The following is a 26,217-nucleotide window of genomic DNA, read 5'->3' as shown; positions in this document are numbered from 1 at the left end:
GGGAGATCCACATGAGCGACGTGATTGAAGTCAAGGTTCCCGACATAGGCGATTTCAGCGAGGTCGAGATCATCGAGCTGCTGGTTGCGCCGGGAGACACGGTCAAGGCCGAGCAAAGCCTGATCACGGTGGAATCCGACAAGGCTTCCATGGAAATACCGTCGTCCGCGGCGGGCGTGGTCAAGGCCCTCAAGGTCAAGGTGGGCGATAAGGTCGGCGAAGGGTCGGTGATCCTCGAGCTCGAGGCTGCCGCCGAGCCCGCTGCTGCCGCCAAGCCGGCGGAACCTGCCGCGCCGGCGGCACCGGCTCCCGCCCCGGCGGCTGCGGCGCAGCCCGCGGCCCCGGCCGCAGCGCCCGCGCCTGCTGCCGCTCCGGCAGTGATGGCCTCCGCGCCGGTAGAGCATACTTCGCCCACGGCGTCGTATCCCGAGGTCGACGCCTCGGCCAAGAACCTGCCGCATGCCTCGCCTTCGGTGCGCAAGTTCGCCCGCGAACTGGGCGTGGACCTGCGCCTGGTGCAGGGTTCCGGCGCCAAGCAGCGCATCACGCAGGACGATGTGCGCAGCTACGTCAAGCAGGCGCTGGCCGGCGGCGCCGGCACGGCGGCCGCGCCTGGGGCGGCTGCCGGCGGCGGCCTGAATGTGCTGGCCTGGCCCAAGGTGGACTTCGCCAAGTTCGGCCCGATCCAGGCCAAGCCGCTGTCGCGCATCAAGAAGATCTCCGGCGCCAACCTGCACCGCAACTGGGTGATGATTCCCCATGTCACCAACAACGAGGCGGCCGACATCACCGAGCTGGAGGCGCTGCGCGTCCAGCTCAACAAAGAAAACCAGAAGTCGGGCATCAAGGTCACCATGCTGGCCTTCCTGATCAAGGCGGTGGTGGCGGCGCTGAAGAAATTCCCCGAGTTCAATGCCTCGCTCGACGGCGACGAACTGATCCTCAAGCAGTACTACCACATCGGCTTCGCGGCCGACACGCCCAATGGCCTGGTGGTGCCGGTGATCCGCGACGCCGACCGCAAGGGCGTGCTGGAGCTGGCCGCCGAGACTTCCGAACTGGCCGGCCAGGCGCGCGACGGCAAGCTCTCGCCGGCGCAGATGCAGGGCGGCTGCTTCTCGATTTCGTCCCTGGGCGGCATCGGCGGCACGACCTTCACTCCCATCATCAACGCGCCCGAAGTCGCGATACTCGGGGTGTCGCGTTCCACGCACCAGCCGGTGTGGGACGGCCAGGCATTCCAGCCGCGCCTCATGCTGCCGCTGTCCCTGTCCTACGACCACCGGGTGATCGACGGCGCCGCGGCCGCGCGCTTCAATGCCTACCTGGCCGGCCTGCTGGCCGACTTCCGCCGCATCATCCTCTAGGAGCCGCGACATGAGCACACAGAACATAACCGTGCCCGACATCGGCGACTTCTCCGAGGTCGAGATCATCGAGGTGCTGGTGGCCGTGGGCGATACCATCAAGCCCGAACAGAGCCTGATCACCGTCGAGTCCGACAAGGCCTCCATGGAAATCCCCGCCTCGCAGGGCGGGGTGGTGCGCGAAATCCTGGTCAAGCTCGGGGACAAGGTCTCCAAGGGTTCGGCAATCCTGACGGTCGAGGCTGCGGCGGATGCCGGGGCGGACAAGCCCGCCAAGTCCGCCGAGCCGGCCGCGCAGCAGCCCGCCAAGGCGGCCGCCGCGGCTCCCGCCCCGGCCGCTGCCGCCGCCGCACCCGCGGCGGCCAGCTACACGGGCAGCGCCGACCTCGAATGCGACGTGCTGGTGCTGGGCGCAGGCCCCGGCGGATATTCCGCCGCGTTTCGCGCGGCCGACCTGGGCCTGGGCGTGGTGCTGGTCGAGCGCTACCCGACCTTGGGCGGCGTATGCCTGAACGTGGGCTGCATTCCATCCAAAGCGCTGCTGCACACGGCATCCGTCCTCGAAGAGGCCAAGTCCCTGGCCTCGCACGGCGTGTCCTTCGGCGACCCCAAAATCGACCTGGACAAGCTGCGCGGCTTCAAGGACGGCGTCGTCGCCAAGCTCACCGGCGGCCTGGCGGGCATGGCCAAGGCGCGCAAGGTCAAGGTGCTGACCGGCGAAGGCCAGTTCGCCGATCCGCAGCACCTGACGGTGCGCGCGGCCGACGGCAAGACGCAGACCGTGCGCTTCAAGTCGGCGATCATCGCCGCGGGCAGCGAATCGGTGAAACTGCCGTTCCTGCCCAAGGACGATCGCATCGTCGATTCGACCGGGGCGCTGAAGCTGGCGTCCATCCCCAAGAAAATGCTGATCGTCGGCGGCGGCATCATCGGCCTGGAAATGGGCACGGTGTATTCGGCCCTGGGTGCGCGCCTGGACGTGGTGGAAATGCTTTCCGGGCTGATGCAGGGCGCCGACCGCGACCTGGTCAAGGTCTGGGAAAAAATGAACGCCGGCCGCTTCGACCACATCATGCTCAACACCAAGACCGTGGGCGCCGAGGCGCGCGACGACGGCATCTGGGTCAGCTTCGAAGGCGACAAGGCGCCCAAGGAAGCCCAGCGCTACGACCTGGTGCTGCAGGCGGTGGGCCGCAGGCCCAACGGCGCCAGCATCTCCGCCGACAAGGCCGGGGTGCAAGTTTCCGAACGCGGCTTTATCCCGGTCGACAAGCAAATGCGCACCAATGTGCCGCATATCTATGCCATCGGCGACATCGTCGGCCAGCCCATGCTGGCGCACAAGGCCGTGCACGAAGCCCATGTCGCGGCCGAAGCCATCGCCGGGCAGAAGAGCTACTTCGACGCGCGCGTGATTCCGGCGGTCGCCTATACCGATCCGGAAGTCGCCTGGGTGGGCCTGACCGAAGAAGAGGCCAAGAAAGAGGGCATCGCCGTCGAGAAAGGCCTGTTCCCGTGGCAGGCCTCGGGGCGCGCCATCGCCAATGGGCGCGACGAAGGCTTTACCAAGCTGCTGTTCAGCGCCGAGACCCACCGCATCGTGGGCGGCGGCATCGTCGGCACGCACGCGGGCGACCTGATCGGCGAAATCGCGCTGGCCATAGAGATGGGGGCCGATGCTGTCGATATCGGCAAGACCATACACCCGCACCCGACGCTGGGCGAATCCATAGGCATGGCGGCCGAAGTGGCCGAAGGCGTCTGCACCGACTTGCCTCCGGTACGCCGCAAGTAGCGCGGCTCGCAGGCCGCTGCTCGTAGGCAACGCCCGGGGAAGCCCCTTGGCGTGCGCCGGGTTTTGGCGGCCGCCGCAGAAACGCGCCCGCCTGCTTTCGCGCTTGTCGGCCGCCGGCCTGGGCCGCCTGTTGCCTACGGCCGTTTACCCATGCATGCCCCAGGGTGTAGCGGGGGCAGGGCGGGGCGGCTGAGCTACACTTGCGTCTGCCGCTGCGGGCCGCACAGGCCCGCGGCTCGCGCAAGCCCGGTGTTCATGCTTGCGCGGCAAGGCGCCTTGCGCCATGACCCATCTCTTCCGAAACCGACTCATGCCCCTGCCCAAACCTTCTGCCGCAGCCACCCTGCAGGATTGGCTCGCCTATCTGGAATCCCTGCATCGCAAACCCATAGACCTCGGCCTGGAGCGCGTTCGCGCCGTGGCCGAGCGTCTCGAGCTGCGACTGCCTTTCGTGAAAATCACGGTGGGCGGCACCAACGGCAAGGGCTCGACCTGCGCCATGCTGGAAGCCATATTGCTGGCGGCCGGCTACCACGTGGGCATGTACACCTCGCCGCATCTGATCGATTTCAACGAACGCATCCGCGTCGACGGCGAGAACGCCAGCGACGCCGCCATCATCGAGCAGTTCGAACGCATCGAGAACGGGCGCGGCGAGATCTCGCTGAGTTATTTCGAATACACGACCCTGGCGGCGCTGATGCTGTTCGAGCAGCGCGCGGTGCAAGTCGCGGTGCTGGAGGTCGGGCTGGGCGGCAGGCTGGATGCCGTCAACCTGGTCGACGCCGATTGTTCCGTTGTTACCAGCGTGGACCTCGACCATACCGAGTGGCTGGGCGATACGCGCGAAAAAATCGGCTACGAGAAGGCGCATATCTACCGCCCCGGCCGTCCGGCGATCTGCGCCGACCCCGTGCCGCCGCAGAGCCTGGTCGACTACGCGCAGAAAATCGGCGCCGACCTGTGGCGCTTCGGCAAGGATTTCAACTATTCCGGCGATCGCCAGCAGTGGGCCTACGGCGGGCGCAGCCGGCGCCGCGCCGGCCTGGCCTATCCGGCGCTGCGCGGCGCCAACCAGCTGATCAATGCCAGCGCCGCGCTGGCCGCGCTGGAGGCGCTTTCCGACCGCCTGGTGGTGCCGCAGCAAGCCATCCGCTTGGGCCTGTCCCAGGCCGCGCTGCCGGGCCGGCTGCAGATCCTGCCGGGACAGCCGACCGTCATCCTGGATGTGGCGCACAATCCGCATGCCGCTGCCGCCCTGGCGCAAAACCTGGACGGCATGGCGTACTACCCTTATACCCATGCGGTGGTGGGCATGCTCAAGGACAAGGATATTGCCGGCGTGCTGTCCAAATTCCTTACCCGTGTCGACCATTGGTATTGCGCCACGATCGACGGTCCGCGCGGCGCGACCGGCGAACAACTCGCCGAAATCCTGCGCGCCGCGCTGCCTCCCCAGGGCGCCGATCCCGTGACGGTTTCAAGTTTTGCAAATCCGGTGCTCGCCTTTGCCGCGGCGCGTGAACACGCGGCCGAGGGTGATAGAATTCTCGTGTTCGGCTCCTTTTCCACGGTCGGCCCGGTACTGCGGGAGCTCGGACGCTAATCCGATTGTCCACGCGGGCAGGCACGCAGCCTGCCCATAAAGGTTGCCGCCCATGGGATTGTTTTCTCGCAGCGAGTCCGCCGCCGCAGCTCGTCGCCCTGTAACGCGAGCCTCCACTTCCAGTGAAACCCTGGCTCAGGAATTGCGCAGCCGCGCCCGCAGGCGCCTGATCGGCGCACTGGTGCTGGTGCTTGCGGCTGTCGTCATCGTACCGATGCTGCTGGATTCCACGCCCGCGCCCAAGCAAGCCAATGCGCCGCTGGCGGTGCCCGCCGTCATACCTCCCGCGTCCAGCCAGGGCGGGGCCGCAACCGGCACCGGCCTGGAACCCTCCGACGGTACCAATGCCGCAGCAGCCACGCCCGATGCCGGCGCGGCCAATGCCGGCGACTCCGGCGCGGTTGCGCAGGGCGGCGCCGTGCAGGCGCCCACCGAGCCCGCGGCCCCCGTCGCCTCCGGGCAGGTCGAAGACAACCCTCCGGCGGCCAAGCCCGAGCCGCCCGTGGCACGCAACGAAAGCCGGCCTGAAACGCCCGCGCGGCACGAGACGCATCCCGCCGCCAAGCCTAAGCCCGAAGCCAAGCCCGAGCCGCGGCGCGAAGCCCGCGCCAAGGGGGATTCCGAGGCGCGCACCGACGACGGTTCCGTGGCCATTGCGCTGCTCGAAGGCCGCAAGCCCGCCAAGAGCGCACCGGCGCCTTCGGCGCACGGGAATTTCGTGCTGCAGATCGCTGCCTATACCGCCGACAAGGACGCCCAGAGCCGGCGCGAACGGCTCGTGGCCGCCGGCGTCACCAACGCCTATGTCGAATCCGGCACCGCCAACGGCAAGCCCACTTACCGCTTGCGCGTCGGGCCTTTCCCCACGCGCGATGCCGCCCAGGCCGCGCAGGCGCGACTGCGGGCCCTGGGGTACGACAACGGTTTCATTTCCACTAAGTGACCAGCTTCGACTATATTGTGCTCGGCATCCTCGCGGTGTCGGCATTCCTGGGGCTGCTGCGGGGGCTCATAAAAGAGATCCTGTCGCTGATTGCCTACCTGGCGGCCTTCGTGGCCGCCATATGGTGGGGGCCACGGGTCACGCTGTGGCTCAGCCCCTACCTCGAAAACCAGCTCTTGCGTACCGCCGCCGCCTATGGGGCGGTATTTATTGTGGTGCTGCTGCTGCTCGGCTTGCTGAACGTCACTCTGGACACGCTGATCCGCAAGACCGGCCTTACTCCGGCCGACCACGGCCTGGGCGCGCTGTTCGGCCTGCTGCGCGGCCTGCTGATCGTGCTCATACTGGTGGCGGCGGCCGGCTACACCGAATTGCCCAAAGAGCCCTGGTGGCGTGACGCGCAGTTGTCGCAAGCCGCCGTGCGCGGGGTGCAGCAGATCAAGGTGCTGCTGCCTCCGTCCCTAGCCTCATGGCTACCGTATTGATCGTCTACACAGGAAACCGGAACAAATGTGCGGAATCGTTGGGGTCGCAGGCTGCAGCCCCGTCAATCAGTTGATCTACGACAGCCTGCTGCTGTTGCAGCATCGCGGCCAGGACGCTGCCGGCATCGCTACGTCGTTCGACAACTTCTTCAATATGTACAAGGCCCACGGCCTGGTGCGCGATGTCTTCCGCACGCGCAATATGCGTTCGCTGCCGGGCTATAGCGGCCTGGGCCAGGTGCGCTATCCCACCGCGGGCTCCAGCGACAGCGTCGAGGAAGCCCAGCCGTTCTACGTCAACGCGCCTTTCGGCATCACTTTTGTGCACAACGGCAATCTCACCAACTGGCGGGAACTGCGCGAAGAGCTCTTCAAGATCGACCGGCGCCATATCAATACCAATTCCGATTCGGAAGTGCTGCTCAACGTCTTCGCCCACGAGCTGCAACTGGCTGCCAGCGGCGTGTCCCTGGACGAGAAGGCGGTCTTCGAAGCAGTGGCGGCCGTGCACCGCCGCGCCAAGGGCGCCTATGCGGTCATTGCCCAGATCGCCCACTACGGCATGGTGGCGTTTCGCGACCCCCACGGGATCCGCCCGCTGTGCCTGGGCTCCCTGGAAACCGACGATGGCGTCGAATGGATGCTGGCCTCGGAGTCGGTGGCGCTGACCGGCTGCGGCTTCAACTTCGTGCGCGACGTGGCGCCGGGCGAGGCCATCTGGATCGACCTCGACGGCAAGCTCAGCAGCCGCCAATGCGCACCGGCCGGCACGCTGCATACCCCTTGCGTATTCGAATACGTGTATTTCGCCCGGCCCGATTCGCTGATGAACGGCGTCTCGGTCTACGATGCGCGCCTGAACATGGGCGAATACCTGGCCGACAACGTCGCCCGCAGCCTGCGGCTGGGCGACATCGACGTGGTCATGCCGATTCCCGATTCGTCGCGCCCGGCGGCGATGCAATTGGCCGCGCGCCTGAACCTGAACTATCGCGAAGGCTTCATCAAGAACCGCTACGTGGGCCGCACCTTCATCATGCCGGGCCAGGCGGTGCGCAAGAAGTCGGTGCGCCAGAAGCTCAATGCGATCGACATGGAATTCCGCGGCAAGAACGTGCTGCTGGTGGACGACTCGATCGTGCGCGGTACCACTAGCCGCGAAATCGTCGACATGGCGCGCGCCGCGGGCGCGCAGAAGGTGTTCTTCGCCTCGGCCGCGCCGCCGGTGCGTTTCCCGAACGTATACGGCATCGACATGCCCACGCAGTCGGAACTCATCGCCTATGGCCGCGAGCCCGAAGAAGTCGCCCAAGAGATCGGCGCCGACGGCCTGGTCTACCAGCACCTGGCCGACCTGGAGCAGTCGATCCGCGACCTGAATCCCGCGCTCACGGGCTTCGAGTCGTCCTGCTTCAACGGCCAGTACATCACGGGCGACATCGATGCTGCCTACCTGGACCGCCTGAGCCGCACTCGCGGCGAGGCCAAGGCCGAGAAAGCCGCGCGCGACGCCGAGGGCGACGACGAGGCCTGATACGGTTTTACGGAGCAGGCCCGCCGCTGCGGCAGCGTAGCGGTACCGCGCCTTGCGGCGACAGTCTTTGCCGCAGGCGCCGTGTTCCAGGCCTGGGCCGGCCGCCGCGCATCCGCACGGCGGCGGTCTTCGTTCAGGCGCGGCGCGGGCGCGCCAGGGCCGACAGCGCGGCGAGGGTCAGCAGCGCGAACAGGATCAGGCTCCAGATGGCGTATTCCACCCCTAGCACCTTTACTCGGGCGTCCGCGCACGAAGCGAATATGCCGAACAGCCAGGGCAGGTGGGCGTCCAGCCCCAGGCCCACCATGAACTGGTCGGCAAAGGTCCGGTCGCAGGAAAACATGTTCGACGCGACGCTGTACTGGTACCAGGCCGACATCACGCCGCAGATGCCCAAAGCCGCGGCCGCCACGGTGGCCAGCGTCTCGGCCGGGCGCCAGCGGCGCAGCAGCAGGCCCAGCCAGCAGCAGATCGCGATCAGCAGGTACAGCAGGCGCTGCATCACGCACCAGGCGCAAGGGCGCATGCCGAACACGTGTTGCGACACCAGGGCGACGCAGACGGCGAGCACGCTGATCAACGCAATGGCGTGCAGCAACTTGGAAGGCGTTTGATTCATCGGGGGCAGTTTCGGATGGGGAACGGTGGCGGGCGCCCTGTCGCAGCCGGGCGGCCCATGCAAGCTGAAATCATACCGCGAATACCGCAAGCCGCCGCGTGTGCTTCGGCCCCAAGCCATGGGCGCGAGAGCCGGGCGCGCAAGCGCGGACGGTACGAACAGGACGGTACGACCAGGTAAGGCAAGGCGCGGCGCTGCGGCTGCCCGCATATGGCGGGCCCTGTCAGGGATGTATGCCGGCCTGGTGCAGCAGGCCCAGCAGCAGGGCCTGCGCGCCGTCCCAGACGATCTGCACGCCCAGGCACAGCAGGATGAAGGCGGAAAGGCGCATCAGCACGGCCGTGCCGTTGGCGCCCAGGCGGTGCAGGAACTGGGCGGCGAAACGTAGGCAGAGATAAGTGCTGAACGCCGCCAGCGCGATCGCCGGCAAGGAGCCGGCCAGCTTGATCAGGCTGTCATAAGTGCCGTGTTCGTGCAGGGTCGCGCCTACCGTGATGGCCGCCGACAGCGTGCCGGGGCCGCAGATCAGGGGAAAGGTCAGGGGATAGAAAGCCGTGCTGCGGATGCGTTCGGGCGTATAGGCGCCGGCCATGTTCTGCGCGTGTTCGGCGTCGGGCGTGGAGGCGCCCACCAGCTTCCAGGCGCTGGCGATCACCAGCAGGCCGCCGCCCACGCGCACGATGGGCAGCGAAATGCCGAAGAAATCCAGCACGATGTTGCCGGCCACAATGGCCACGAACAGCATGATCAGGATGTTGACCGACACGCGCTTGGCCAATTGGGTGCGGGCGTCGGCGCTGGCGCCCTCGGTCAGGGACAGGAACAGCGGCGCCGCCGCGGGCGGGTTCAGTATCGGCAGCAGCGTGGCCAGGGCGAACAAAAAGCTGCGCCCGAAGTTGGCGATGAAGTCGTTCAGGCTCATGGGCTAAGGGTCTCGCGGAACGGTTTCGCTATCATACCCATGGGCTTGCAGCGGCGGGGCGCATCGTACGCGCAGCCGCAGGCATCGTCGGCGTGGCGGCGGCGCGCAGCGGCGCACAAGCGCCGATCGTGGCCGCGTTCCTCAAGTGCCCGACTCGTCGAGGCGGGACAGCAGGCCGCGCTCGAACTGCAGTTGCAGGCGCGGGTGCCCCAGGACGCTGCCTTCGATGATGAAGACGTCTTCGACGCGATCGCCCAGGGTCATGACCTTGGCCATCTTGAGATTGACGCCGTGTTCCGCAAAGGCTTGCGCCAGCCCGTACAGCAGCCCGGGACGGTCGGACGCGGTGATCGACAGGCGCCACGAGGCGCTGTTTTCGTCGGGCTGCAGCTCGATGTTGGGCACGATGGGAAACACGCGGGCGCGGCGCGAGCCGGCGCGCCGCGGCGGCGTGCCGGCATGGCGCAGCGTCTCGCCGCCGGCGAGCAGCGCGGCCAGTTCATGCTCGACCTGCGAGGCCCGCGAGCGCAGGTCTTTTTCATGCGGCGGCGGCAATACCACGAAGCTGTCCAGCGCCCAGCCGTGCCGGGTGGTGTGGATGCGCGCGTCCTGCACGCTCAGCCCGCGCCGGTCGAAGTAGCCGCAAAGGGTCACGAACAGGTCCGCGGTGTCGCGCGTGTAGACCATGATCTGCAGGCCTGCGCCGGCACCGGCGATGCGCGCCTTGACGACGGGCTCCGGGCTATTGGCGCGGTAGTACAGGTGGCGCGTGTGCCAGGCGATCTCGGAGGCTTCGTGGCGCAGGAAATAGGCCACATCCAGTTCCCGCCAGAAGGCTTCGCGGCTTTCGTCGCGCAGGCCCATGAGGCGGGTCTCGGCCGCGGCGGCTTCTTTGCGCTGGCTGAGCACGGTGCCGGTGTCGGGCTGCGAGCCGCCCAGGGCGAGCAGGGTCTGGTGGTACAAGTCTTCGAGCAGCTTGCCTTTCCAGGAATTCCACACCTTGGGGCTGGTGCCGCGGATATCGGCCACTGTCAGCAGGTACAGCGTGGTGAGCCGGCGCTCGTCGCGCACGATGCCGGCGAATTCATGCACCACCTTGGGGTCGCTCAGGTCGCGCTTCTGGGCATAGGCCGACATGGTCAGGTGCTCGCGCACCAGGAATTCCACCAGCGCAGTGTCCTGTGCGTCCAGGCCGTGCTCGACGCAGAAGCGATAGGCGTCGCGGGCCCCCAGCTCGGAGTGATGGCCGCCGCGACCCTTGGCGATGTCGTGGAACAGCGCCGCCACATACAGCAGCCAATGCCGGTCCACGCCCGCCATGAGCTGGCTCGCCAGCGGGTATTCCTGGGCGTGCTCGGGCATGGTGAAGCGACGCAGGTTGCGTATCACCATCAGGATGTGCTGGTCCACGGTGTAGGCGTGGAACAGGTCGTGCTGCATCTGGCCGACGATGCGGCGGAACACCGGCAGGTAGCGCGGCAATATGTTCAGCATGGTCATGCGCCGCAGCGCATGCACGATGCCGCGGGGCTGTTGCAGGATCTGCAGGAACAGCCTGCGGTTGACGGGGTTCTTGCGGAATTGGGCGTCGATGCGCCGGCGTGCGTGCCACATGGCGCGCAGCGTGCGCGCCGACAGGCCGGTCAGTTCCGGCCGCTCTTGTATGACCAGGAAGGCGCGCAGCAGCAGGGTGGGCTTGCGCTCGAAGCCGTCTTCGCGGCACACTTCCAGGCGATTCTGGATCATGCAGAAGTCGTCGTCGATCTGGTGCACCGGCGCGTCGGGCTGCGGAAACAGGCGTTCCTCGAAGGTCTGCATGAGGATGGCGTTGAGCTGGTTCACCACCCGCGCCGCCCAGTAGTAGCGCTGCATCAGGATCTCGCTGGGGCGGCGCGTTTTCGTCGGCTCGAAGCCGTAGATCGCGGCCAGGGCCGGCTGCAGGTCGAACAGCACCCGGTCTTCGCGCCGGCCGGTCAGCAGGTGCAGCTCGATGCGCAGGCGCTTGAACGCCAGGTCGGCCTTGCGCAGCGACCGGTATTCCGCCGCGGTGAGCAACTGGGCGCGCGCGATCTCTTTCCAGGTATGCCCCAGGCCCGAGGCCTGGGCCAGCCATAGAATGACTTGCAGGTCGCGCAGGCCGCCGGGGGCCTCTTTGCAATTGGGCTCCAGTGCGTACGGCGTGTCCTGGTGGCGGGCGTGGCGCTGCTGCATTTCGGCGCGCTTGGCCTGGAAGAAGGTCTGCGCGTCCATTTGATCCGTCATGGCTTGCGCCAGGGCTTGCAGCAAATCCTTGCTGCCGGCCAGCCAGCGCGCCTCCATGAGCGAGGTCTCGACCGTGATGTCGTTGGCCGCTTCGCGCCGGCAGTCCGCGATGGTGCGCACGCTGTGCCCGAGATCCATCCCCAGGTCCCAGAGCGCGGCTACCAGCGCTTCGAGCAGGCGGGCGTCGGCCTGGTCGGGCGGGTCGCGCAGCAGTATCAGGACGTCGATGTCCGAGTAGGGATAGAGTTCGCCGCGCCCATAGCCGCCGACCGCGGCCAGGGTCGCGTGGGCCGGCAGGGGATACAGCTTGATGAGTTCGCGCAGGGCCTGGTCGGCGGCCCTGCGCAAGGCTGTCAGCAGCAGTTCGGGCCGCAGGTGCGTACGGAACTGGGCGATGGCTTCCTGGCGCTTGCGTTGCAGGTTTGCCCGCAAGAGCGCCAGGAGAGAGGCGGCAGACGCTCGCATGGCCGCGCGGCAGCGTCGTTCAGTGTGCGGCGGCGCTTACGATGGCGGGAGGGGAGGGCATGCCGTCGGACACGGTCAGGACCTCGTAGCCGTCTTCGGTCACCAGGATGCTGTGTTCCCATTGCGCCGACAGGCTGTGGTCGCGGGTCACCACCGTCCAGCCATCGGCGAGCTGGCGGATTTCCTTGCGGCCGGCGTTGATCATGGGTTCGATGGTGAAAATCATGCCCGGCACCAGCTTGACCCCCGTGCCGGCCTTGCCGTAGTGCAGGACCTGCGGGTCTTGGTGGAACTTGCGCCCCACGCCATGGCCGCAGTATTCGCGCACCACCGAGAAGCCCTGGCCTTCGGCGTACTTCTGGATGGCGTGGCCGATATCGCCCAGGGTCGCGCCGGGGCGCACCTGCTCGATGCCCAGCCACATGCAGTCATAGGTGACTTCGGTCAGGCGCCGCGCCAGGATGGACGGTTCGCCGATGTAGTACATGCGGCTGGTGTCGCCGAACCAGCCGTCCTTGATGATGGTGACGTCGATATTCATGATGTCGCCGTTCTTGAGCACCTTGTCGCCCGGGATGCCGTGGCAGATCACGTGGTTGACCGAGGTGCAGATGGAGCCCGGGAACGGCGGGTAGCCCGGCGGGGCGTAGCCGACCGTGGCCGACTTGACCTTGAGTTCATTGGTGATGTAGTCCATGCACAGGCGGTCGAGTTCGCCGGTGGTGATGCCGGCGCGCACGTGCGGGGCGAGGAAATCCAGGACTTTGGCCGCATCCCGGCAGGCGGCGCGCATTTTGTTCAGGTCTTCGGGGTCGGTAACGATACTGCTCATGGGAGGCGGCTTGATGGGTAATCGAAAAAGATAGTAGAATTATAGGCTTTCTTTATTGGCCGCGATGCTTTAAGAGATTGTGTCAGTGCTTGTGGCAATGTTCACGGGTTGTTCATGAATTGTTCACGGACAATGCCTTACACATCTTACATATATAAAAGCTTGCAAGGCTTTATATATGCAGTATCGATGCAGTAATACAGATGCAGCAAGCATCGCAAATAATGAAGCAACGCGAAAGCAGTAAAGCGTAGGCAGTAAGTAAAAACGTAGGCAAACCAACGTAGGCAAACCAACGTAGGTAAACCAACCTAAGCAAACCAGCCGTTTGAATTTGACTTGCGCAAGCAAGCGTAAGTTGATTTTTACGGCAAATCGCGCGCCTGGCCGCCTCGGGGTGTTGGACCATTGTACCAATCCCGGCCCGGCGCAAGACCCAACCCTCGGAGAATATTATGTCCTTGATGCGTGAAATGCTGGAAGCGGGTGTGCACTTCGGTCACCAGACCCGTTACTGGAACCCCAAGATGGCCCCCTATATCTTTGGCCATCGCAACAAAATCCACATCATCAACCTCGAGCAGACCGTCGCCAAGTTCCAGGAAGCGACCAAGTTCGTGCGCCAGGTAGTGGCCCGTGGCGGCACCGTGCTGTTCGTCGGCACCAAGCGCGCTGCGCGCGAATTGGTTGCGGCCGAAGCGCAGCGTTGCGGCATGCCCTACGTCGACAACCGCTGGCTCGGCGGCATGATGACCAACTTCAAGACGGTCAAGAGCTCGGTCAAGCGCCTGAAAGAAATGGAAGCCGCCCAGGCCGAAGGCGCCACCGAGCGCATGAGCAAGAAAGAAGCCCTGATGTTCGAACGCGAACTGGCCAAGCTCAACAAGGCGATCGGCGGCATCAAGGACATGAACACGCTGCCCGACGCCCTGTTCGTCATTGACGTGGGCTACCACAAGATCGCCGTCGCCGAGGCGGGCACGCTGGGTATACCCGTGGTTGCCGTGGTCGACACCAACCACTCGCCCGCAGGCATCGCGCATGTGATTCCCGGCAACGACGACTCCGCCAAGGCCATCGCGCTGTATGCGCACGGGATCGCCGACGCAGTGCTGGAAGGCCGCGAGCAGAACCTCAACGGCCTGGTGGAAGAAATCACCGAAGGCAGCGAAGAGTTCGTCGAAGTCGACGAAGAGCGCGAGTAAACGCATCCGGCCGGGCGAGCCCGGACAGTGCCGGCCGCGTCGCGCGCGGCCCGGCCCCGCATGTGTTTGTGCCCCGGCTCGCCCGGGGCGCAATTATTGAACAGGAGAATCGAATTGGCTCAAATTACCGCAACGATGGTCAAGGAACTGCGCGAGAAGACCGACGCGCCCATGATGGAATGCAAGAAGGCCCTGACCGAGGCCGACGGCGACATGGCTCGCGCCGAAGAACTGCTGCGCGTGAAACTGGGTAACAAGGCCAGCAAGGCTGCCAGCCGCATCACGGCCGAGGGCCTGGTGGGCCTGTATATTTCCGCCGACGCCAAGCAGGGCGCGCTGATCGAAGTCAATTGCGAGACCGACTTCGTGGCCAAGAACGACGATTTCATCGGCTTCGTCAATCAACTGGCCGAGCTGGTCGCCAAGAGCAACCCGGCCGACGTGGCTGCCCTGAACGCCTTGCCGCTGGGTGAAGGCAGTGTCGAGAGCACCCGCTCCGCCCTGGTGGGCAAGATCGGCGAGAACATCTCGGTGCGCCGCTTCCAGCGTTACGCCACTGAACAGAAGCTGGCCAGCTACCTGCACGGCGGCAAGATCGGCGTGCTCGTCGACTTCAGCGGCGCCGACGAGATCGGCAAAGACCTGGCGATGCATATCGCCGCCACCAAGCCCAAGGCGCTGGACGCCAGCGGCGTGGCGCAGGCCGACATCGACGCCGAGCGCTCGGTCGCCGAGCAGAAGGCCGCCGAGTCGGGCAAGCCCGCCGAGATCGTCACCAAGATGGTCGAAGGCTCGGTGCAGAAATTCCTGAAGGAAGTCACGCTGCTGTCCCAGCCGTTCGTCAAGAACGACAAGCAGACCGTGGCCCAGATGCTCAAGGAAAAGAACGCCTCGATCAGCCGCTACGCGCTGTATGTCGTGGGCGAGGGCATCGAGAAGAAGGTCGAGGATTTCGCCGCCGAAGTGGCCGCAGCCGCAGCCGGCAACGCCTGAGGCATCTGCCCGCGCGCCAAGGCCTCGGGCCTGAGGCCCGCGCCCGCCGCAAGAGACCTGCTCTGCGGTGCGCGCGGGCCCCTGTCCACGGCGGCCGCTGCATGCGCGCCGACTCTGGCTTACACTTTCGTTGGTTCGAATATCCGGGACGCTATCAATGACAACCAGATCGTACAAGCGCGTATTGCTCAAGCTATCAGGCGAAGCGCTGATGGGTGACGATGCCTTCGGCATCAATCGTGCGACCATCCTGCGCATGACCGAGGAAATCGCCGAGGTCGCCGAGCTGGGGGTCGAGCTGGCCATTGTCATCGGCGGAGGCAATATCTTCCGCGGTGTGGCGCCCGGCGCCCAGGGCATGGACCGCGCCACCGCCGACTACATGGGCATGATGGCGACGGTCATGAATTCGCTGGCCCTGCAGGACGCGCTCAAGCACCGCGGCATCGACACCCGGGTGCAGTCGGCGCTGGACATCGACCAGGTGGTCGAGCCCTATATCCGTCCCAAGGCTTTGCGCTATCTCGAAGAGGGCAAGGTGGTGGTGTTCGCGGCCGGCACCGGCAACCCGTTCTTCACCACCGATACCGCGGCGGCGCTGCGCGGCGCGGAGATCGGCGCCGAGATCGTGCTCAAGGCGACCAAGGTCGACGGCATCTACAGCGCCGATCCGAACAAAGACCCCAGCGCGACCCGCTATGCCCGCATCAGCTTCGACGAAGCCATCGTGCGCCGCCTCGAGGTCATGGACGCGACCGCCTTTGCCCTGTGCCGCGACCAGAAGCTGCCCATCAAGGTGTTCTCCATCAATAAACCCGGGGCGCTAAAGCGCATCGTAGGCGGTGAAGACGAAGGCACCCTGGTCCACGTTTGAGTAAGGAATTGCAATGAGCCTCGCAGAGATCAAGAAATCGGCCGAATCGCGCATGACCAAATCGCTGGACACGCTCAAGGTCAATCTGTCCAAGATCCGCACCGGACGGGCGCACGCCGGCATACTGGACCACGTCACGGTCGATTACTACGGCTCGCCGGTTCCTGTCAGCCAGGTGGCCAACGTCAACCTGATCGATGCCCGCACGATCAATGTGCAGCCCTGGGAAAAGAAGATGGTGGCCATAGTCGAAAAAGCCATACGCGATTCCGACCTGGGCCTGAATCCGCAGTCCATGGGAGAAACCATCCGCGTGCCCATGCCAGCGCTTACCGAAGAGCGGCGCCGCGACCTGACCAAGGTGGTGCGCGGCGAAGGCGAAGACGCCAAGATCGCCGTGCGCAATCTGCGCCGCGAAGCCAACGATGCCTTCAAGAAGCTGGTCAAGGACAAGGAAATTTCCGAGGACGACGAGCGTCGCGCCCAGGACGACGTGCAGAAGCTGACCGACCGCAATGTGGCCGAGATCGACAAGCTCGTCGCCCAGAAAGAAGCCGAGATCATGACGGTCTGAAGACCGTACCCGCGCGGCCTGCCAGCATGGTAACAAGCTCTACATTGTCTATCCCGTCTAACGCCTCGGTGCCACGGCACCTGGCGGTGATCATGGACGGCAACGGGCGCTGGGCTACCAGGCGTTTCCTGCCCCGCACCGCTGGCCATGTGCGCGGCGTGCAGGCGGTGCGCCGCGTGGTGGAGGCCTGCGGCCAGCGCGGGGTGGAATACCTGACCTTGTTCGCCTTCAGTTCCGAGAACTGGCGCCGGCCCGAAGAAGAAGTGTCGCTGCTGATGCGGCTGTTCATCCAGACGCTGGAAAAAGAAGTCGACAAACTCGAGCAGCAGGGCGTGCGGCTGCGGGTCGTGGGCGACCTGTCCGCCTTCGAGCCCAAGCTGCAACAGATGATACATGCCGCCGAGCAGCGCACGGCGGCCAATTCCTCGCTGAACCTGACGATCGCCGCCAACTACGGCGGCAGGTGGGATATCCTCCAGGCCATGCGGGCCCTGCTGCGCGCCCGCCCCGAGCTGGCCGCCACGCCCGAGGCCATCGACGAGGCCTTGTATGCCCAATATTTGTCCATGGCCTGGGCCCCCGAGCCCGACCTGTTCATCCGCACCGGCGGCGAACAGCGCATCTCCAATTTCCTGATCTGGCAACTGGCCTATACCGAACTCTATTTCACCGACGGCTACTGGCCCGATTTCGGCTCCAAGGAAATCGACGCGGCCTTCGAGTGGTACCGGGGCCGCGAACGCCGTTTCGGACGCACCAGCGCCCAGGTCTCCACAGGTTCCTGAGGCGCGCCGCCAATGCTCAAGCAAAGAGTGATCACCGCAATCGTGCTGTTGGCGGTACTGCTGGGCGCCTTGCTGGCCCCTAGCCGCTGGCCCCTGGTGCTGCTGCTGACGCTTGCCGCGGCCTGCCTGCTGTGGGAATGGCTGCGATTGAGCTGGCCGGGCGCGGGCAGCCGCGCCGGCGCGGTGCTGGGCATCTTGCTGGCCCTGGTCCTGTGTACCGTGGCGCGGCAATGGCTGAGCGGCGCGCCCGCACAATGGGCGTATTCCCTGTTGCATATATCGAATCGCTGGCTCGTGCCGCTGGTCTCCGCGGCCTGGGTGCTGGGCGCCACCGCCATGGTGTTGCGCGGCGACGTGGCGGCGCGCGGCGGCAGCGCATGCCTGAGCGTGTTCGGCGTGCTGGCCGTGGTCGTGGTCTGGAGCGCCCTGGTGCAGATGTTCCTGGCGCACGGCGCCTGGTTCCTGGTGTCGCTGCTGGCGCTGATCTGGTGCGCCGATATCGCCGCTTATTTTGCCGGCCGGGCCTGGGGCCGCCGCAAGCTCGCGCCCCGGGTAAGCCCGGGCAAGACCTGGGAAGGCGCGATCGCGGGCGTGGTCGTTGCCACGGCCTGGGTCATGATCAGCGCCTGGTGGCCGGGCAGTTTCGGCGCGGCGCTGCTGCAGCGCATGCCCTGGTGGGCAGCCGTCGTGGCCGCCGCCGTGCTGGCCGCGCTGTCCATCGTCGGCGACTTGTTCGAGTCCCTGCTGAAGCGGCGCGCCGGCCTGAAGGATTCCAGCGGCCTGCTGCCGGGCCACGGCGGCGTGTATGACCGGATCGACGCCTTGCTGCCCGTCGCCCCGATCGCGCTGCTGCTGACGGGGGCATGGATCTCATGAAAACGCAGCGTGTCTGCATACTCGGCTCGACCGGTTCGATCGGCGCCAATACGCTGGACGTCATCGCGCGCCACGCCGATACCTTGTCCGTGTACGCGCTGAGCGCGCACAGCCGCATCGAGCGGCTCGCGGAGCAGGCCCGGGCCAGCGGCGCCCGGGTCGTGATCGTGCCCGACGAGGCCGCAAGGCGCCGCTTCGAACGGTCCTGGCCGGCCGGCCGGCCGCTGCCCGAAATTCGGGTGGGGGCCCAGGCCCTGGCGGAGACGGCGGCCGACCCCGAAGTCACCACCGTCATGGCCGCCATCGTCGGGGCCGCAGGCCTGCCGGCGGCCCTGGCCGCGGCCAGGGCCGGCAAGCGGCTGCTGCTGGCCAACAAAGAGGCGCTGGTGGCGGCGGGCGGGCTTTTCATGGCCGCGGTGCGCGAGCACGGCGCCGAGCTGCTGCCCATAGACAGCGAGCACAATGCCATCTTCCAGTGCATGCCTGCGGCCTACCGCGGCAGCGCGTCGGACCAGCCCGCCGCAGGTGTGCGGCGCCTGCTGCTGACCGCCTCCGGCGGGCCTTTCCGCACCACCGATCTCGCGCTGCTCGACGCCGTCACGCCCGACCAGGCCTGCGCCCATCCCAACTGGAGCATGGGGCGCAAGATCTCCGTCGACTCGGCCACCATGCTGAACAAAGGGCTCGAGGTCATCGAGGCCCATTGGCTGTTTTCCATGCCGGTGGACCGCATACAAGTGGTGATACACCCCCAGAGCATGGTGCATTCCATGGTCGAGTACGACGATGGCTCGGTGCTGGCCCAACTCGGCCAGCCCGATATGCGCACCCCTATCGCCTACGGGCTGGGTTTTCCGCAGCGCATAGACAGCGGGGTAGGGCTGTTGTCGCTGGCCGCGCTGGGCCGGCTCGATTTCGCGGAGCCCGATTTCGGCCGCTTCCCCTGCCTGCGGCTGGCCTACGAGGCGCTGCGCAACGGGCAGGCCGCCTGCATCGCGCTGAACGCCTCCAATGAAGTCGCGGTCGAACGTTTTCTTTCCGGGGCGCTGGGATATACCCGGATTCCGCAGGTCATCGAGGCCTGCCTGGAACACATGGCCGGCCGCCGCGACGACGCCCAGGACAGCCTGGAGGACGTGCTGGCGCTGGATGGCGAGGCGCGCCGGGTCGCCGCCGGCCTGTGCCATGTAAAATGACGTACACCGCCGGGCACGCGGCGCGGACTTGCGTCCGGCCGCCCCGGGAGGCCACTGGATCGCCATGCTTTTCACTCTGCTTGCATTCGCCGTCGCGCTCGGGATACTGATCACCTTCCACGAGCTCGGGCATTATTGGGTTGCGCGGCGCTGCGGGGTCAAGGTGCTGCGCTTCTCCCTGGGCTTCGGCAAGGTGCTCGCCAGCCGCGTCGACCGCAACGGCACGGAATGGGCCCTGTCGGCGATCCCGCTGGGCGGTTACGTGAAAATGCTGGACGACCCGGTTGCCGGCGGCGACCCGGCGCTCAATGCCCAGGCCTTCAACAGCAAGCCGGTGGCGCAACGCTTCGCCGTCGTGCTGGCTGGGCCCGTGGCCAATCTGCTGCTGGCGGTGATCCTGTACGCCTTGCTGAGCCTGGCGGGCACGCGCGAGCCTGCCGCGGTACTGGCCGCGCCCCCGGCGCACAGTCCCGCGGCCGTAGCGGGCCTGGCGCGCGGCGACCGCATCGAGCGGGTCGATGGCGCCGCGGTGCAATCCTGGACCGAAGTGCGCTGGCGCCTGCTGGACACGCTTACGGTCGGAGGCCGCGCCGAACTTGAAGTGCGCACCCCCGACGGCCGCAGCGAGCAGCACGCCCTGACGCTGTCCGCGGTGTCGGGTGGTTCCACCGACCGCGACCCGATGGAACTGGCCGGCCTGTCCCTGGCCGCGCCTCGCCCTCTGGTGTCCCAGGTAACGGCGGGCAGCCCCGGCGCTGCCGCCGGGCTGCGCGCCGGCGATATCGTGCTGGCCGTGGGAGACCAGGCGGATCCTTCCCCCGACGCCATGGTGCATGTCATACAGGCCCACGCCGACCAGCCCCTGGCCCTTACGGTGCGGCGCGACGGCGCCGTGCGCGCCCTGACGGTCACGCCGCAGGCGGCCAGCGCCGCCGACGGCAAGCGCATCGGCCGCATAGGCGTAATGCTGGGCGGCGAATTACCCATGGTAACCGTACGCTACGGCCCCTTGCAGAGTTTGCAGCGCGGCGTGCGGCGCACCTTCGATACCGCCTGGCTGTCCCTGAAAATGATGGGGCGCATGGTGGTGGGCCAGGTGTCATTGAGCAACATCAGCGGGCCGGTTACCATCGCCGATTATGCCGGCCAGACGGCGCGGGTCGGCCTGGCCGCCTACGTGGGTTTTCTGGCCCTGATCAGTGTTAGCATCGGCATACTGAACCTGCTGCCCATCCCCTTGCTGGACGGCGGCCACCTGATGTATTACGTTCTTGAAATCCTGCGCGGCAGGCCTGTGCCTGAAAAGTGGCTCGAGACCGGCCAGAAAGTGGGGCTGGGCCTGCTCGGCGCCCTCATGGTGCTGGCGTTTTTCAACGACTTTTCCCGCCTTTTCAGCTAAGGCCCTTGTGCCGTACAATCCTTCACCATTTGATCGACCAAGGATTTTCCAGTATGTCGCCATGCCGCAACCCTAATTTCACCAAGCGCGTCCTGCCCATATTGCTGGCGGCACTGCTGGCGCCTGGTGCGGCCAGCGCATTCTCGCCGTTCGTGGTGCGCGACATACGGGTCAACGGCATCCAGCGCGTCGATGTGGGTACGGTGTTCAGCTACCTGCCGGTCAAGGTCGGCCAGCAGTTCACCGAGGCCAAGGCGAGCGAGGCCATCCAGCGCCTGTATGCCTCGGGCCTGTTCAACGATGTCAAGATCGACGAGCAGGGCGACGTGCTGGTGGTGTCGGTCAAAGAACGGCCCACCATTGCGTCGGTGTCGTTCAACGGCATGCACGAATTCGATTCCAAGAAAATGGTCCAGTCGCTCAGCCAGGTAGGCTTCGGCGAGGGCCGGGTGTTCGACCAGTCGCTGCTGGACCGCGCGGTGTTCGAGCTCAAGCAGCAGTATTTGTCCAAGGGCAAGTACGGGGTGGACATCAACCCGATCATCACGCCCCTGGAACGCAACCGGGTAGGGGTCAGCTTCGATATTTTCGAAGGCGACGTGGCCAAGATCCGCCAGATCACCATTGTCGGCAACAAGACCTTCTCCGAAGGCACGCTGCTCGACGAGCTGCAGCTCACCACGCCGGGCATGATGACCTGGTATACGGGCACCGACAAATATTCCCGCGAAAAACTCGAAGGCGACGTCGAGCGCCTGCGTTCGTACTACCTCGACCGCGGCTATCTCGAGTATTCGTCCGAGCCGCCGCAGGTGTCGATTTCGCCCAACCGCCAGGATATCTACATCACCTTCACCATCCACGAAGGGCATCCGTATAAGCTGAGCAGCGTCAAGCTGGCCGGCAACTTGCTGGGCCTGGACGACAAGATCCAGAAGATGGTGCAGGTCAAGGCGGGCGAGACTTTTTCCGCGGCCAAGACCAACGCCACCGCCAAGGCCATCACCGACTACCTGGGCGGCCTGGGCTATGCCTTCGCCAACGTCAATCCCAACCCGGTGCTCGACCGCGACAAGCACGAAGCGGCGCTGACCTTCTATATCGACCCGGGCCGCCGCGTCTACGTGCGGCGCATCCAGATCGGCGGCAACACGCGCACCCGCGACGAGGTCGTGCGCCGCGAGATGCGCCAGCAAGAGGCCGCCTGGTACGACGCCAACAGCATCAAGACCTCGCGCGACCGTATCGACCGGCTGGGCTATTTCAACGACATCCAGATTCATACCGCACCGGTGGCGGGCTCGCCCGACCAGGTCGACCTGAACGTCGACGTCAAGGAAAAACCCACCGGCATGGTCAATGTCGGCGTGGGCTACGGCACCACCGACAAGATCATGCTGTCGGCCGGCATAAGCCAGGACAACGCCTTCGGCAGCGGCAATACCTTGTCCCTGCAGGCCAATACCAGCTCGGTGCAGCGCACCGCGGTGATCTCGCACACCAACCCGTACTGGACCAAGGACGGCATCAGCAAGACCACCTCGCTGTACTACCGCCGCACCATGCCGTACAACCTCGACGACACCGACAACACCTATGCGGTGACTGCGATCGGCGCAGGCCTGAACTTCGGCGTGCCCATCTCGGAATTCGACCGGATCTTCGCCGGCGTGACCTTCGAGCGCAATACCATCGACCTGCTGGACACGCCGCCGCAGGCCTATGTGGATTTCGTCAACGACTACGGCCGTACCACGAACGCCGCGATCTTCAACCTGGGCTGGTCCAAGGACACCCGCGACAGCGCGCTGGCGCCCACCAAGGGCAATTACACCAAGCTGTCGGGCAATTTCTCCACCATGGACCTGAAGTACTACATGCTCAGCGCGCAAGAGCAGTATTACCTGCCGCTGAGCCGCAGCTTCACGCTGGCTTTCAACGGCCTGGTCGACTGGGGCAAGGCATACGGCGGCAAGCCGTTCCCCGTGATCAAGGACGTCTACGCGGGCGGCATCGGCTCGGTGCGCGGCTACGAAGGCGCCTCGCTCGGCCCGCGCGACCCGGTCTCCAACGACTATCTGGGCGGCTCGCAGCGTATCGTCGGCAACGTGCAGCTATATCTGCCGTTCCCGGGCGCGAGCCGCGACCGCAGCCTGCGCTGGTTCCTGTTCTCCGACGCCGGCAAGGTGTCCAACGGCAGCGGCGAATGCTACACGGGCCCGGGCAACTCCGTCGACGATCCTTGCGGCTGGCGTTATTCCGCCGGCGTGGGCTTCTCGTGGCAGTCGCCGCTGGGGCCCTTGCAGTTGTCCTACGGCCGTGCGCTCAATGCCAAACCGGGCGACAACAAGCAGGCGTTCCAGTTCCAGATCGGCACCGGTTTTTGATGTGCTTGGTTTAGTGGCACAATATCCTTTTTTCTCTCGGCTTCCCAGGAAGGTAGAGCTTTCATGACGTCTCAAATTGCATCAAAAGTATCAGCGATATCGCAGGGAATCTGTCGCGGGCAGCGCGCCCTGGCGCTGGCTGCAGCGCTAGGTACCGCTTGCGTGCTGGCGACGCCGACGGTGCAAGCCCAAAGCACCAAGGCGCAGGCCCAAGGCACCAAGATCGGCTTTGTCAGCACCGAGCGGATCCTGCGCGATTCCAAGCCGGCCAAGGCGGCCCAGGCCAAGATCGAAGCCGAATTCAAGAGCCGCGATACGGAATTGCAGCGCCTTGCCGCCAACCTGCGCGCCCAGGCCCAGAAGCTGGACAAGGACGCCCCCGTGCTGTCCGAGTCCGACCGCATCAAGCGCCAGCGCAAGCTGGCCGACATGGATGCAGACCTGCAGCGCAAGCGCCGCGAATTCCAGGAAGACTTCAACCGTCGCCGCAACGAAGAATTCTCGAGCATCGTTGAAAAAGCCGACGCGGCCATCAAGAAAATCGCCGAATCGCAAGGTTACGACCTGATCATCCAGGACGCGGTCACGGTCAGCCCGCGCGTGGACATCACCGACCAGGTCCTGAAGGCCCTCAACTAAATGCCGGTATTGCTGCCGCCCGACCGGGCGCCCACCTTGCATGAGTTGCTGGCGGCGGCAAATACCGCGGGACTGGACACCGAGATTCTCGGTGCTCCGCAAGCCGGGCCGGTGCATATACGCGGCCTGGGGTCTCTGTCGGGTGCGGGTCCCTCCGAGATCAGCTTTCTTGCCAACCCGAAGCTGCACGAGCAATTGACCGCCTGCAAGGCGGCGGCCGTCATCATGACTGCCGAAGCCTACCGCGAGTTCTCCGCCCGCGGGCAGGCCGCCGCCTACGTGGTGGTGCTGTGCAGCCAGCCTTACCTCATGTATGCGCTGCTGGCGCAATGGTTCGATCGGCACCGGCTTGCCGGCCTGCCGGCCGGCATCCATCCCAGCGCGGTGGTCGACCCTACGGCCCGGCTGGGCCGCGAAGTCAGCATCGGCCCGCATTGCGTCGTCGAGGCCGGCGCCATCATCGGCGACGGAACGCGCCTGGGCCCCGCCTGCATCGTCGGCGCCGGGTCGACGCTGGGCAAGGATTGCCTGCTGCATGCGCGCGTGACGCTGTACCACGGCGTCAGCGTCGGGGATCGCGCCATTCTTCATTCCGGGGCCGTACTGGGCGCCGACGGCTTCGGCTTCGCGCCGGATCCGCGCCAGTCCAGCGGCGCCTGGGCGAAAATCGCGCAGATAGGCGGGGTGCGGGTCGGCGACGACGTAGAGATCGGCGCCAACACCACCGTGGACCGCGGCGCAATCGAAGACACGATCATCGGCAATGGGGTCAAGCTCGACAACCAGATCATGGTCGCGCACAACGTGACGATCGGCGAACATACCGCCATGGCGGCCTGCGTCGGCATCGCCGGCTCAACCCATATCGGGCGGCGCTGCACCATAGGCGGCGCGTCGATGATATCGGGGCACCTGGTGCTGGGCGACGACGTGCACGTCTCCGGCGGCACCGCCATCACCTCCAATGTGGCGCGGCCCGGACGCTACACCGGCGTCTACCCCTACGACACGCATGCGCAGTGGCAGCGCAATGCGGCGGTCATTTCGCAACTGGCCCAGCTCAGGAAGCGGGTGCGCGCGCTGGAAAACACGCAAACCGATACGCCGCCGCAATGACGCTTGCGCCGCAAGGCGCCTGGGTAAGGCGGCATATGACAGCAGCAGTGCATAAAAAAATTTCTTGCTCTCAGGATTAAAAAATGGAACTCGACATCAAGGGAATCATGGACCGGTTGCCGCATCGCTATCCGATGCTGCTGATAGACCGGGTGCTGGACATGGTCCCCGGCAAGAGCATCGTGGCGCTCAAGAACGTGTCCATGAACGAGCCGTTCTTCACGGGGCACTTCCCGCATCACCCGGTCATGCCGGGGGTGCTCATCATCGAGGCCATGGCGCAGGCCGCGGCCCTGTTTTCGTTCGAGGACGACAGCGAAGTCAATCCCGTGGACCACAAGATCGCCTATTACCTCGTGGGCGTGGACGGGGCGCGGTTCCGCAGGCCGGTGCTGCCGGGCGACCAGTTGCGCATCGAGGTCGTGGCCGAGCGCATCAGCCGCAGCATCTGTAAATATTCGGGCAAGGCCCTGGTCGATGGCCAGGTCGCGGCCGAGGCCAAGCTCATGTGCGCCATACGCGTACTGGAAGATTGATGACCAGCAGCCTGATTCATCCTACCGCCATCGTGGCACCGGGCGCCCAGCTCGCGGTCGACGTCAGCGTGGGGCCTTACAGCATCATCGGCGAGCACGTCAGCATAGGCGCCGGCTCGATCGTCGGGCCGCATTGCGTGATCGACGGGCATACCCGCATCGGCGCCAACAATAATTTCTACCGCTTTTGTTCGATAGGCGGCATGCCGCAGGACAAGAAATACGCGGGCGAGCCCACCTGCCTCGAGATCGGCGACGGCAACACCGTGCGCGAGTACGTGACCATCAACACCGGCACTGCGCAGGACGTGGGCACGACGCGCCTGGGCGACGACAACTGGATCATGGCCTATGTGCACATCGCGCACGATTGCCAGATCGGTAGCCACACCGTCATCGCCAACAGCGTGCAACTGGCAGGGCACATCCACATCGACGACTGGGCCATCGTCGGCGGCCTGTCGGCCTCGCATCAATTCGTGCGCATCGGCGCGCACACCATGATCGGCGGCACCAGTTCCATCCGCCAGGACATCCCGCCCTACATCATCGGCGCAGGCGACCCCTTCCGGCCGGTGGGCATCAATTCCGAAGGCCTGAGCCGGCGCGGCTACAGCGCCGAGACCATAGGCGTGCTCAAAGAAGCCTACAAGCTGCTCTATCGCCGCCAGCTCAGCGTCGAGCAGGCCGTCGAGCAAATGGCCGAGCTGCAGCGGCAGCACCCCGAGTCCCGCCAGGCCGTACAGGTGCTCGTCGACTTCCTCAAAGCCTCGACGCGGGGCATCGCGCGGGCGCAATGAGCGCCGC

23 protein-coding genes are annotated in these 26,217 nt (G+C 65.9%); 19 read left to right on the top strand and 4 right to left on the bottom strand.

Going from position 1 to position 26,217, the window contains the following annotated elements; genetic code table 11:
• Positions 1-11: 11 nt before the first annotated feature.
• From aceF to purF, 6 genes are all read left to right on the top strand, one after another.
• On the top strand, positions 12-1,367 hold the full coding sequence (gene aceF / locus KVP10_RS01925; protein WP_217962773.1) for a dihydrolipoyllysine-residue acetyltransferase: 1,356 nt from the start codon (positions 12-14) through the stop codon (positions 1,365-1,367).
• A gap of 10 nt (positions 1,368-1,377) precedes the next feature.
• Positions 1,378-3,162, top strand: a complete 1,785-nt coding sequence (lpdA, locus tag KVP10_RS01920) for a dihydrolipoyl dehydrogenase (RefSeq protein ID WP_217962772.1) — start codon at positions 1,378-1,380, stop codon at positions 3,160-3,162.
• A 310-nt stretch (positions 3,163-3,472) separates the two neighbouring features.
• A complete protein-coding gene (folC, locus tag KVP10_RS01915) occupies positions 3,473-4,768 on the top strand; it encodes a bifunctional tetrahydrofolate synthase/dihydrofolate synthase (RefSeq protein ID WP_217962771.1) in 1,296 nt (431 codons plus the stop codon).
• A gap of 52 nt (positions 4,769-4,820) precedes the next feature.
• On the top strand, positions 4,821-5,711 hold the full coding sequence (locus KVP10_RS01910; protein WP_217962770.1) for an SPOR domain-containing protein: 891 nt from the start codon (positions 4,821-4,823) through the stop codon (positions 5,709-5,711).
• A complete protein-coding gene (locus tag KVP10_RS01905) occupies positions 5,708-6,196 on the top strand; it encodes a CvpA family protein (RefSeq protein WP_217962769.1) in 489 nt (162 codons plus the stop codon). The genes KVP10_RS01910 and KVP10_RS01905 overlap by 4 nt, the downstream gene beginning before the upstream one ends.
• Before the next feature lie 25 nt (positions 6,197-6,221).
• A complete protein-coding gene (gene purF, locus KVP10_RS01900) occupies positions 6,222-7,730 on the top strand; it encodes an amidophosphoribosyltransferase (protein ID WP_217962768.1) in 1,509 nt (502 codons plus the stop codon).
• 133 nt (positions 7,731-7,863) lie between these two features.
• On the opposite strand, the gene KVP10_RS01895 is transcribed toward purF, so the two are convergent.
• The 4 genes from KVP10_RS01895 to map form a co-directional block, all read right to left on the bottom strand.
• Positions 7,864-8,349 carry a disulfide bond formation protein B gene (locus KVP10_RS01895; protein WP_217962767.1) on the bottom strand — a complete coding sequence of 162 codons (486 nt, stop codon included), beginning with the start codon at positions 8,347-8,349 and terminating at the stop codon, positions 7,864-7,866.
• A 223-nt stretch (positions 8,350-8,572) separates the two neighbouring features.
• On the bottom strand, positions 8,573-9,271 hold the full coding sequence (locus tag KVP10_RS01890; protein ID WP_217962766.1) for a MarC family protein: 699 nt from the start codon (positions 9,269-9,271) through the stop codon (positions 8,573-8,575).
• A gap of 141 nt (positions 9,272-9,412) precedes the next feature.
• Positions 9,413-11,998 carry a [protein-PII] uridylyltransferase gene (locus KVP10_RS01885; protein WP_217962765.1) on the bottom strand — a complete coding sequence of 862 codons (2,586 nt, stop codon included), beginning with the start codon at positions 11,996-11,998 and terminating at the stop codon, positions 9,413-9,415.
• 19 nt (positions 11,999-12,017) lie between these two features.
• Positions 12,018-12,830 carry a type I methionyl aminopeptidase gene (gene map, locus KVP10_RS01880; RefSeq protein ID WP_217962764.1) on the bottom strand — a complete coding sequence of 271 codons (813 nt, stop codon included), beginning with the start codon at positions 12,828-12,830 and terminating at the stop codon, positions 12,018-12,020.
• 455 nt (positions 12,831-13,285) lie between these two features.
• Here map and rpsB point away from each other — a divergent pair, with 455 nt between their 5' ends.
• The 13 genes from rpsB (at position 13,286) to lpxA (ending at position 26,210) form a co-directional block, all read left to right on the top strand.
• Positions 13,286-14,035, top strand: a complete 750-nt coding sequence (rpsB, locus tag KVP10_RS01875) for a 30S ribosomal protein S2 (protein WP_217962763.1) — start codon at positions 13,286-13,288, stop codon at positions 14,033-14,035.
• Between the two features lie 114 nt (positions 14,036-14,149).
• On the top strand, positions 14,150-15,028 hold the full coding sequence (tsf, locus tag KVP10_RS01870) for a translation elongation factor Ts (protein ID WP_217962762.1): 879 nt from the start codon (positions 14,150-14,152) through the stop codon (positions 15,026-15,028).
• 157 nt (positions 15,029-15,185) lie between these two features.
• Entirely contained in the window at positions 15,186-15,902 is a 717-nt protein-coding gene (gene pyrH, locus KVP10_RS01865) for a UMP kinase (RefSeq protein ID WP_217962761.1), read from the top strand.
• Between the two features lie 13 nt (positions 15,903-15,915).
• Entirely contained in the window at positions 15,916-16,476 is a 561-nt protein-coding gene (frr, locus tag KVP10_RS01860; protein ID WP_217962760.1) for a ribosome recycling factor, read from the top strand.
• Positions 16,477-16,502: 26 nt separating this feature from the next.
• Positions 16,503-17,261, top strand: coding sequence for a polyprenyl diphosphate synthase (gene uppS / locus KVP10_RS01855; RefSeq protein WP_217962759.1), 759 nt, complete (start codon positions 16,503-16,505; stop codon positions 17,259-17,261).
• A gap of 12 nt (positions 17,262-17,273) precedes the next feature.
• Positions 17,274-18,137: a phosphatidate cytidylyltransferase gene (locus tag KVP10_RS01850; RefSeq protein WP_217962758.1), complete on the top strand. Its 864-nt coding sequence runs from the start codon at positions 17,274-17,276 to the stop codon at positions 18,135-18,137.
• Positions 18,134-19,333, top strand: a complete 1,200-nt coding sequence (locus KVP10_RS01845; RefSeq protein ID WP_217962757.1) for a 1-deoxy-D-xylulose-5-phosphate reductoisomerase — start codon at positions 18,134-18,136, stop codon at positions 19,331-19,333. Before KVP10_RS01850 ends, KVP10_RS01845 begins: the two co-directional genes overlap by 4 nt.
• 64 nt (positions 19,334-19,397) lie before the next feature.
• The gene (gene rseP / locus KVP10_RS01840) at positions 19,398-20,732 is read left to right on the top strand and encodes an RIP metalloprotease RseP (protein WP_217962756.1); all 1,335 of its coding nucleotides are present in this window, start codon (positions 19,398-19,400) and stop codon (positions 20,730-20,732) included.
• Between the two features lie 53 nt (positions 20,733-20,785).
• The gene (gene bamA / locus KVP10_RS01835; RefSeq protein ID WP_217962755.1) at positions 20,786-23,119 is read left to right on the top strand and encodes an outer membrane protein assembly factor BamA; all 2,334 of its coding nucleotides are present in this window, start codon (positions 20,786-20,788) and stop codon (positions 23,117-23,119) included.
• A gap of 63 nt (positions 23,120-23,182) precedes the next feature.
• Complete coding sequence (locus tag KVP10_RS01830; RefSeq protein WP_217962754.1) at positions 23,183-23,758, top strand: OmpH/Skp family outer membrane protein; 576 nt, start codon at positions 23,183-23,185, stop codon at positions 23,756-23,758.
• Entirely contained in the window at positions 23,759-24,874 is a 1,116-nt protein-coding gene (gene lpxD / locus KVP10_RS01825; RefSeq protein ID WP_217962753.1) for a UDP-3-O-(3-hydroxymyristoyl)glucosamine N-acyltransferase, read from the top strand.
• An 83-nt stretch (positions 24,875-24,957) separates the two neighbouring features.
• Positions 24,958-25,410, top strand: a complete 453-nt coding sequence (gene fabZ, locus KVP10_RS01820) for a 3-hydroxyacyl-ACP dehydratase FabZ (RefSeq protein WP_217962752.1) — start codon at positions 24,958-24,960, stop codon at positions 25,408-25,410.
• On the top strand, positions 25,410-26,210 hold the full coding sequence (lpxA, locus tag KVP10_RS01815) for an acyl-ACP--UDP-N-acetylglucosamine O-acyltransferase (protein ID WP_217962751.1): 801 nt from the start codon (positions 25,410-25,412) through the stop codon (positions 26,208-26,210). The genes fabZ and lpxA overlap by 1 nt, the downstream gene beginning before the upstream one ends.
• The last annotated feature ends 7 nt before the right edge of the window (positions 26,211-26,217 follow it).

Origin of the sequence: Candidimonas humi (genome assembly GCF_019166065.1) — a bacterium.
Lineage (GTDB): Bacteria > Pseudomonadota > Gammaproteobacteria > Burkholderiales > Burkholderiaceae_B > Candidimonas > Candidimonas humi.
Note: the sequence above shows the minus strand (reverse complement) of the source record. Positions and strands in the feature narration are given on the sequence as shown.

Excerpts from the sequence above, each read along its gene's own strand:
- lpdA (WP_217962772.1), top strand. The coding sequence starts at position 1,378 with ATGAGCACACAGAACATAACCGTGCCCGACATCGGCGACTTCTCCGAG.
- KVP10_RS01885 (WP_217962765.1), bottom strand. The coding sequence starts at position 11,998 with ATGCGAGCGTCTGCCGCCTCTCTCCTGGCGCTCTTGCGGGCAAACCTG.
- uppS (WP_217962759.1), top strand. The coding sequence starts at position 16,503 with ATGGTAACAAGCTCTACATTGTCTATCCCGTCTAACGCCTCGGTGCCA.
- frr (WP_217962760.1), top strand. The coding sequence starts at position 15,916 with ATGAGCCTCGCAGAGATCAAGAAATCGGCCGAATCGCGCATGACCAAA.
- bamA (WP_217962755.1), top strand. The coding sequence starts at position 20,786 with ATGTCGCCATGCCGCAACCCTAATTTCACCAAGCGCGTCCTGCCCATA.
- purF (WP_217962768.1), top strand. The coding sequence starts at position 6,222 with ATGTGCGGAATCGTTGGGGTCGCAGGCTGCAGCCCCGTCAATCAGTTG.
- pyrH (WP_217962761.1), top strand. The coding sequence starts at position 15,186 with ATGACAACCAGATCGTACAAGCGCGTATTGCTCAAGCTATCAGGCGAA.
- KVP10_RS01830 (WP_217962754.1), top strand. The coding sequence starts at position 23,183 with ATGACGTCTCAAATTGCATCAAAAGTATCAGCGATATCGCAGGGAATC.
- lpxD (WP_217962753.1), top strand. The coding sequence starts at position 23,759 with ATGCCGGTATTGCTGCCGCCCGACCGGGCGCCCACCTTGCATGAGTTG.
- map (WP_217962764.1), bottom strand. The coding sequence starts at position 12,830 with ATGAGCAGTATCGTTACCGACCCCGAAGACCTGAACAAAATGCGCGCC.
- rseP (WP_217962756.1), top strand. The coding sequence starts at position 19,398 with ATGCTTTTCACTCTGCTTGCATTCGCCGTCGCGCTCGGGATACTGATC.
- KVP10_RS01850 (WP_217962758.1), top strand. The coding sequence starts at position 17,274 with ATGCTCAAGCAAAGAGTGATCACCGCAATCGTGCTGTTGGCGGTACTG.
- aceF (WP_217962773.1), top strand. The coding sequence starts at position 12 with ATGAGCGACGTGATTGAAGTCAAGGTTCCCGACATAGGCGATTTCAGC.
- KVP10_RS01890 (WP_217962766.1), bottom strand. The coding sequence starts at position 9,271 with ATGAGCCTGAACGACTTCATCGCCAACTTCGGGCGCAGCTTTTTGTTC.
- rpsB (WP_217962763.1), top strand. The coding sequence starts at position 13,286 with ATGTCCTTGATGCGTGAAATGCTGGAAGCGGGTGTGCACTTCGGTCAC.
- lpxA (WP_217962751.1), top strand. The coding sequence starts at position 25,410 with ATGACCAGCAGCCTGATTCATCCTACCGCCATCGTGGCACCGGGCGCC.
- KVP10_RS01845 (WP_217962757.1), top strand. The coding sequence starts at position 18,134 with ATGAAAACGCAGCGTGTCTGCATACTCGGCTCGACCGGTTCGATCGGC.
- folC (WP_217962771.1), top strand. The coding sequence starts at position 3,473 with ATGCCCCTGCCCAAACCTTCTGCCGCAGCCACCCTGCAGGATTGGCTC.
- KVP10_RS01910 (WP_217962770.1), top strand. The coding sequence starts at position 4,821 with ATGGGATTGTTTTCTCGCAGCGAGTCCGCCGCCGCAGCTCGTCGCCCT.
- fabZ (WP_217962752.1), top strand. The coding sequence starts at position 24,958 with ATGGAACTCGACATCAAGGGAATCATGGACCGGTTGCCGCATCGCTAT.
- KVP10_RS01895 (WP_217962767.1), bottom strand. The coding sequence starts at position 8,349 with ATGAATCAAACGCCTTCCAAGTTGCTGCACGCCATTGCGTTGATCAGC.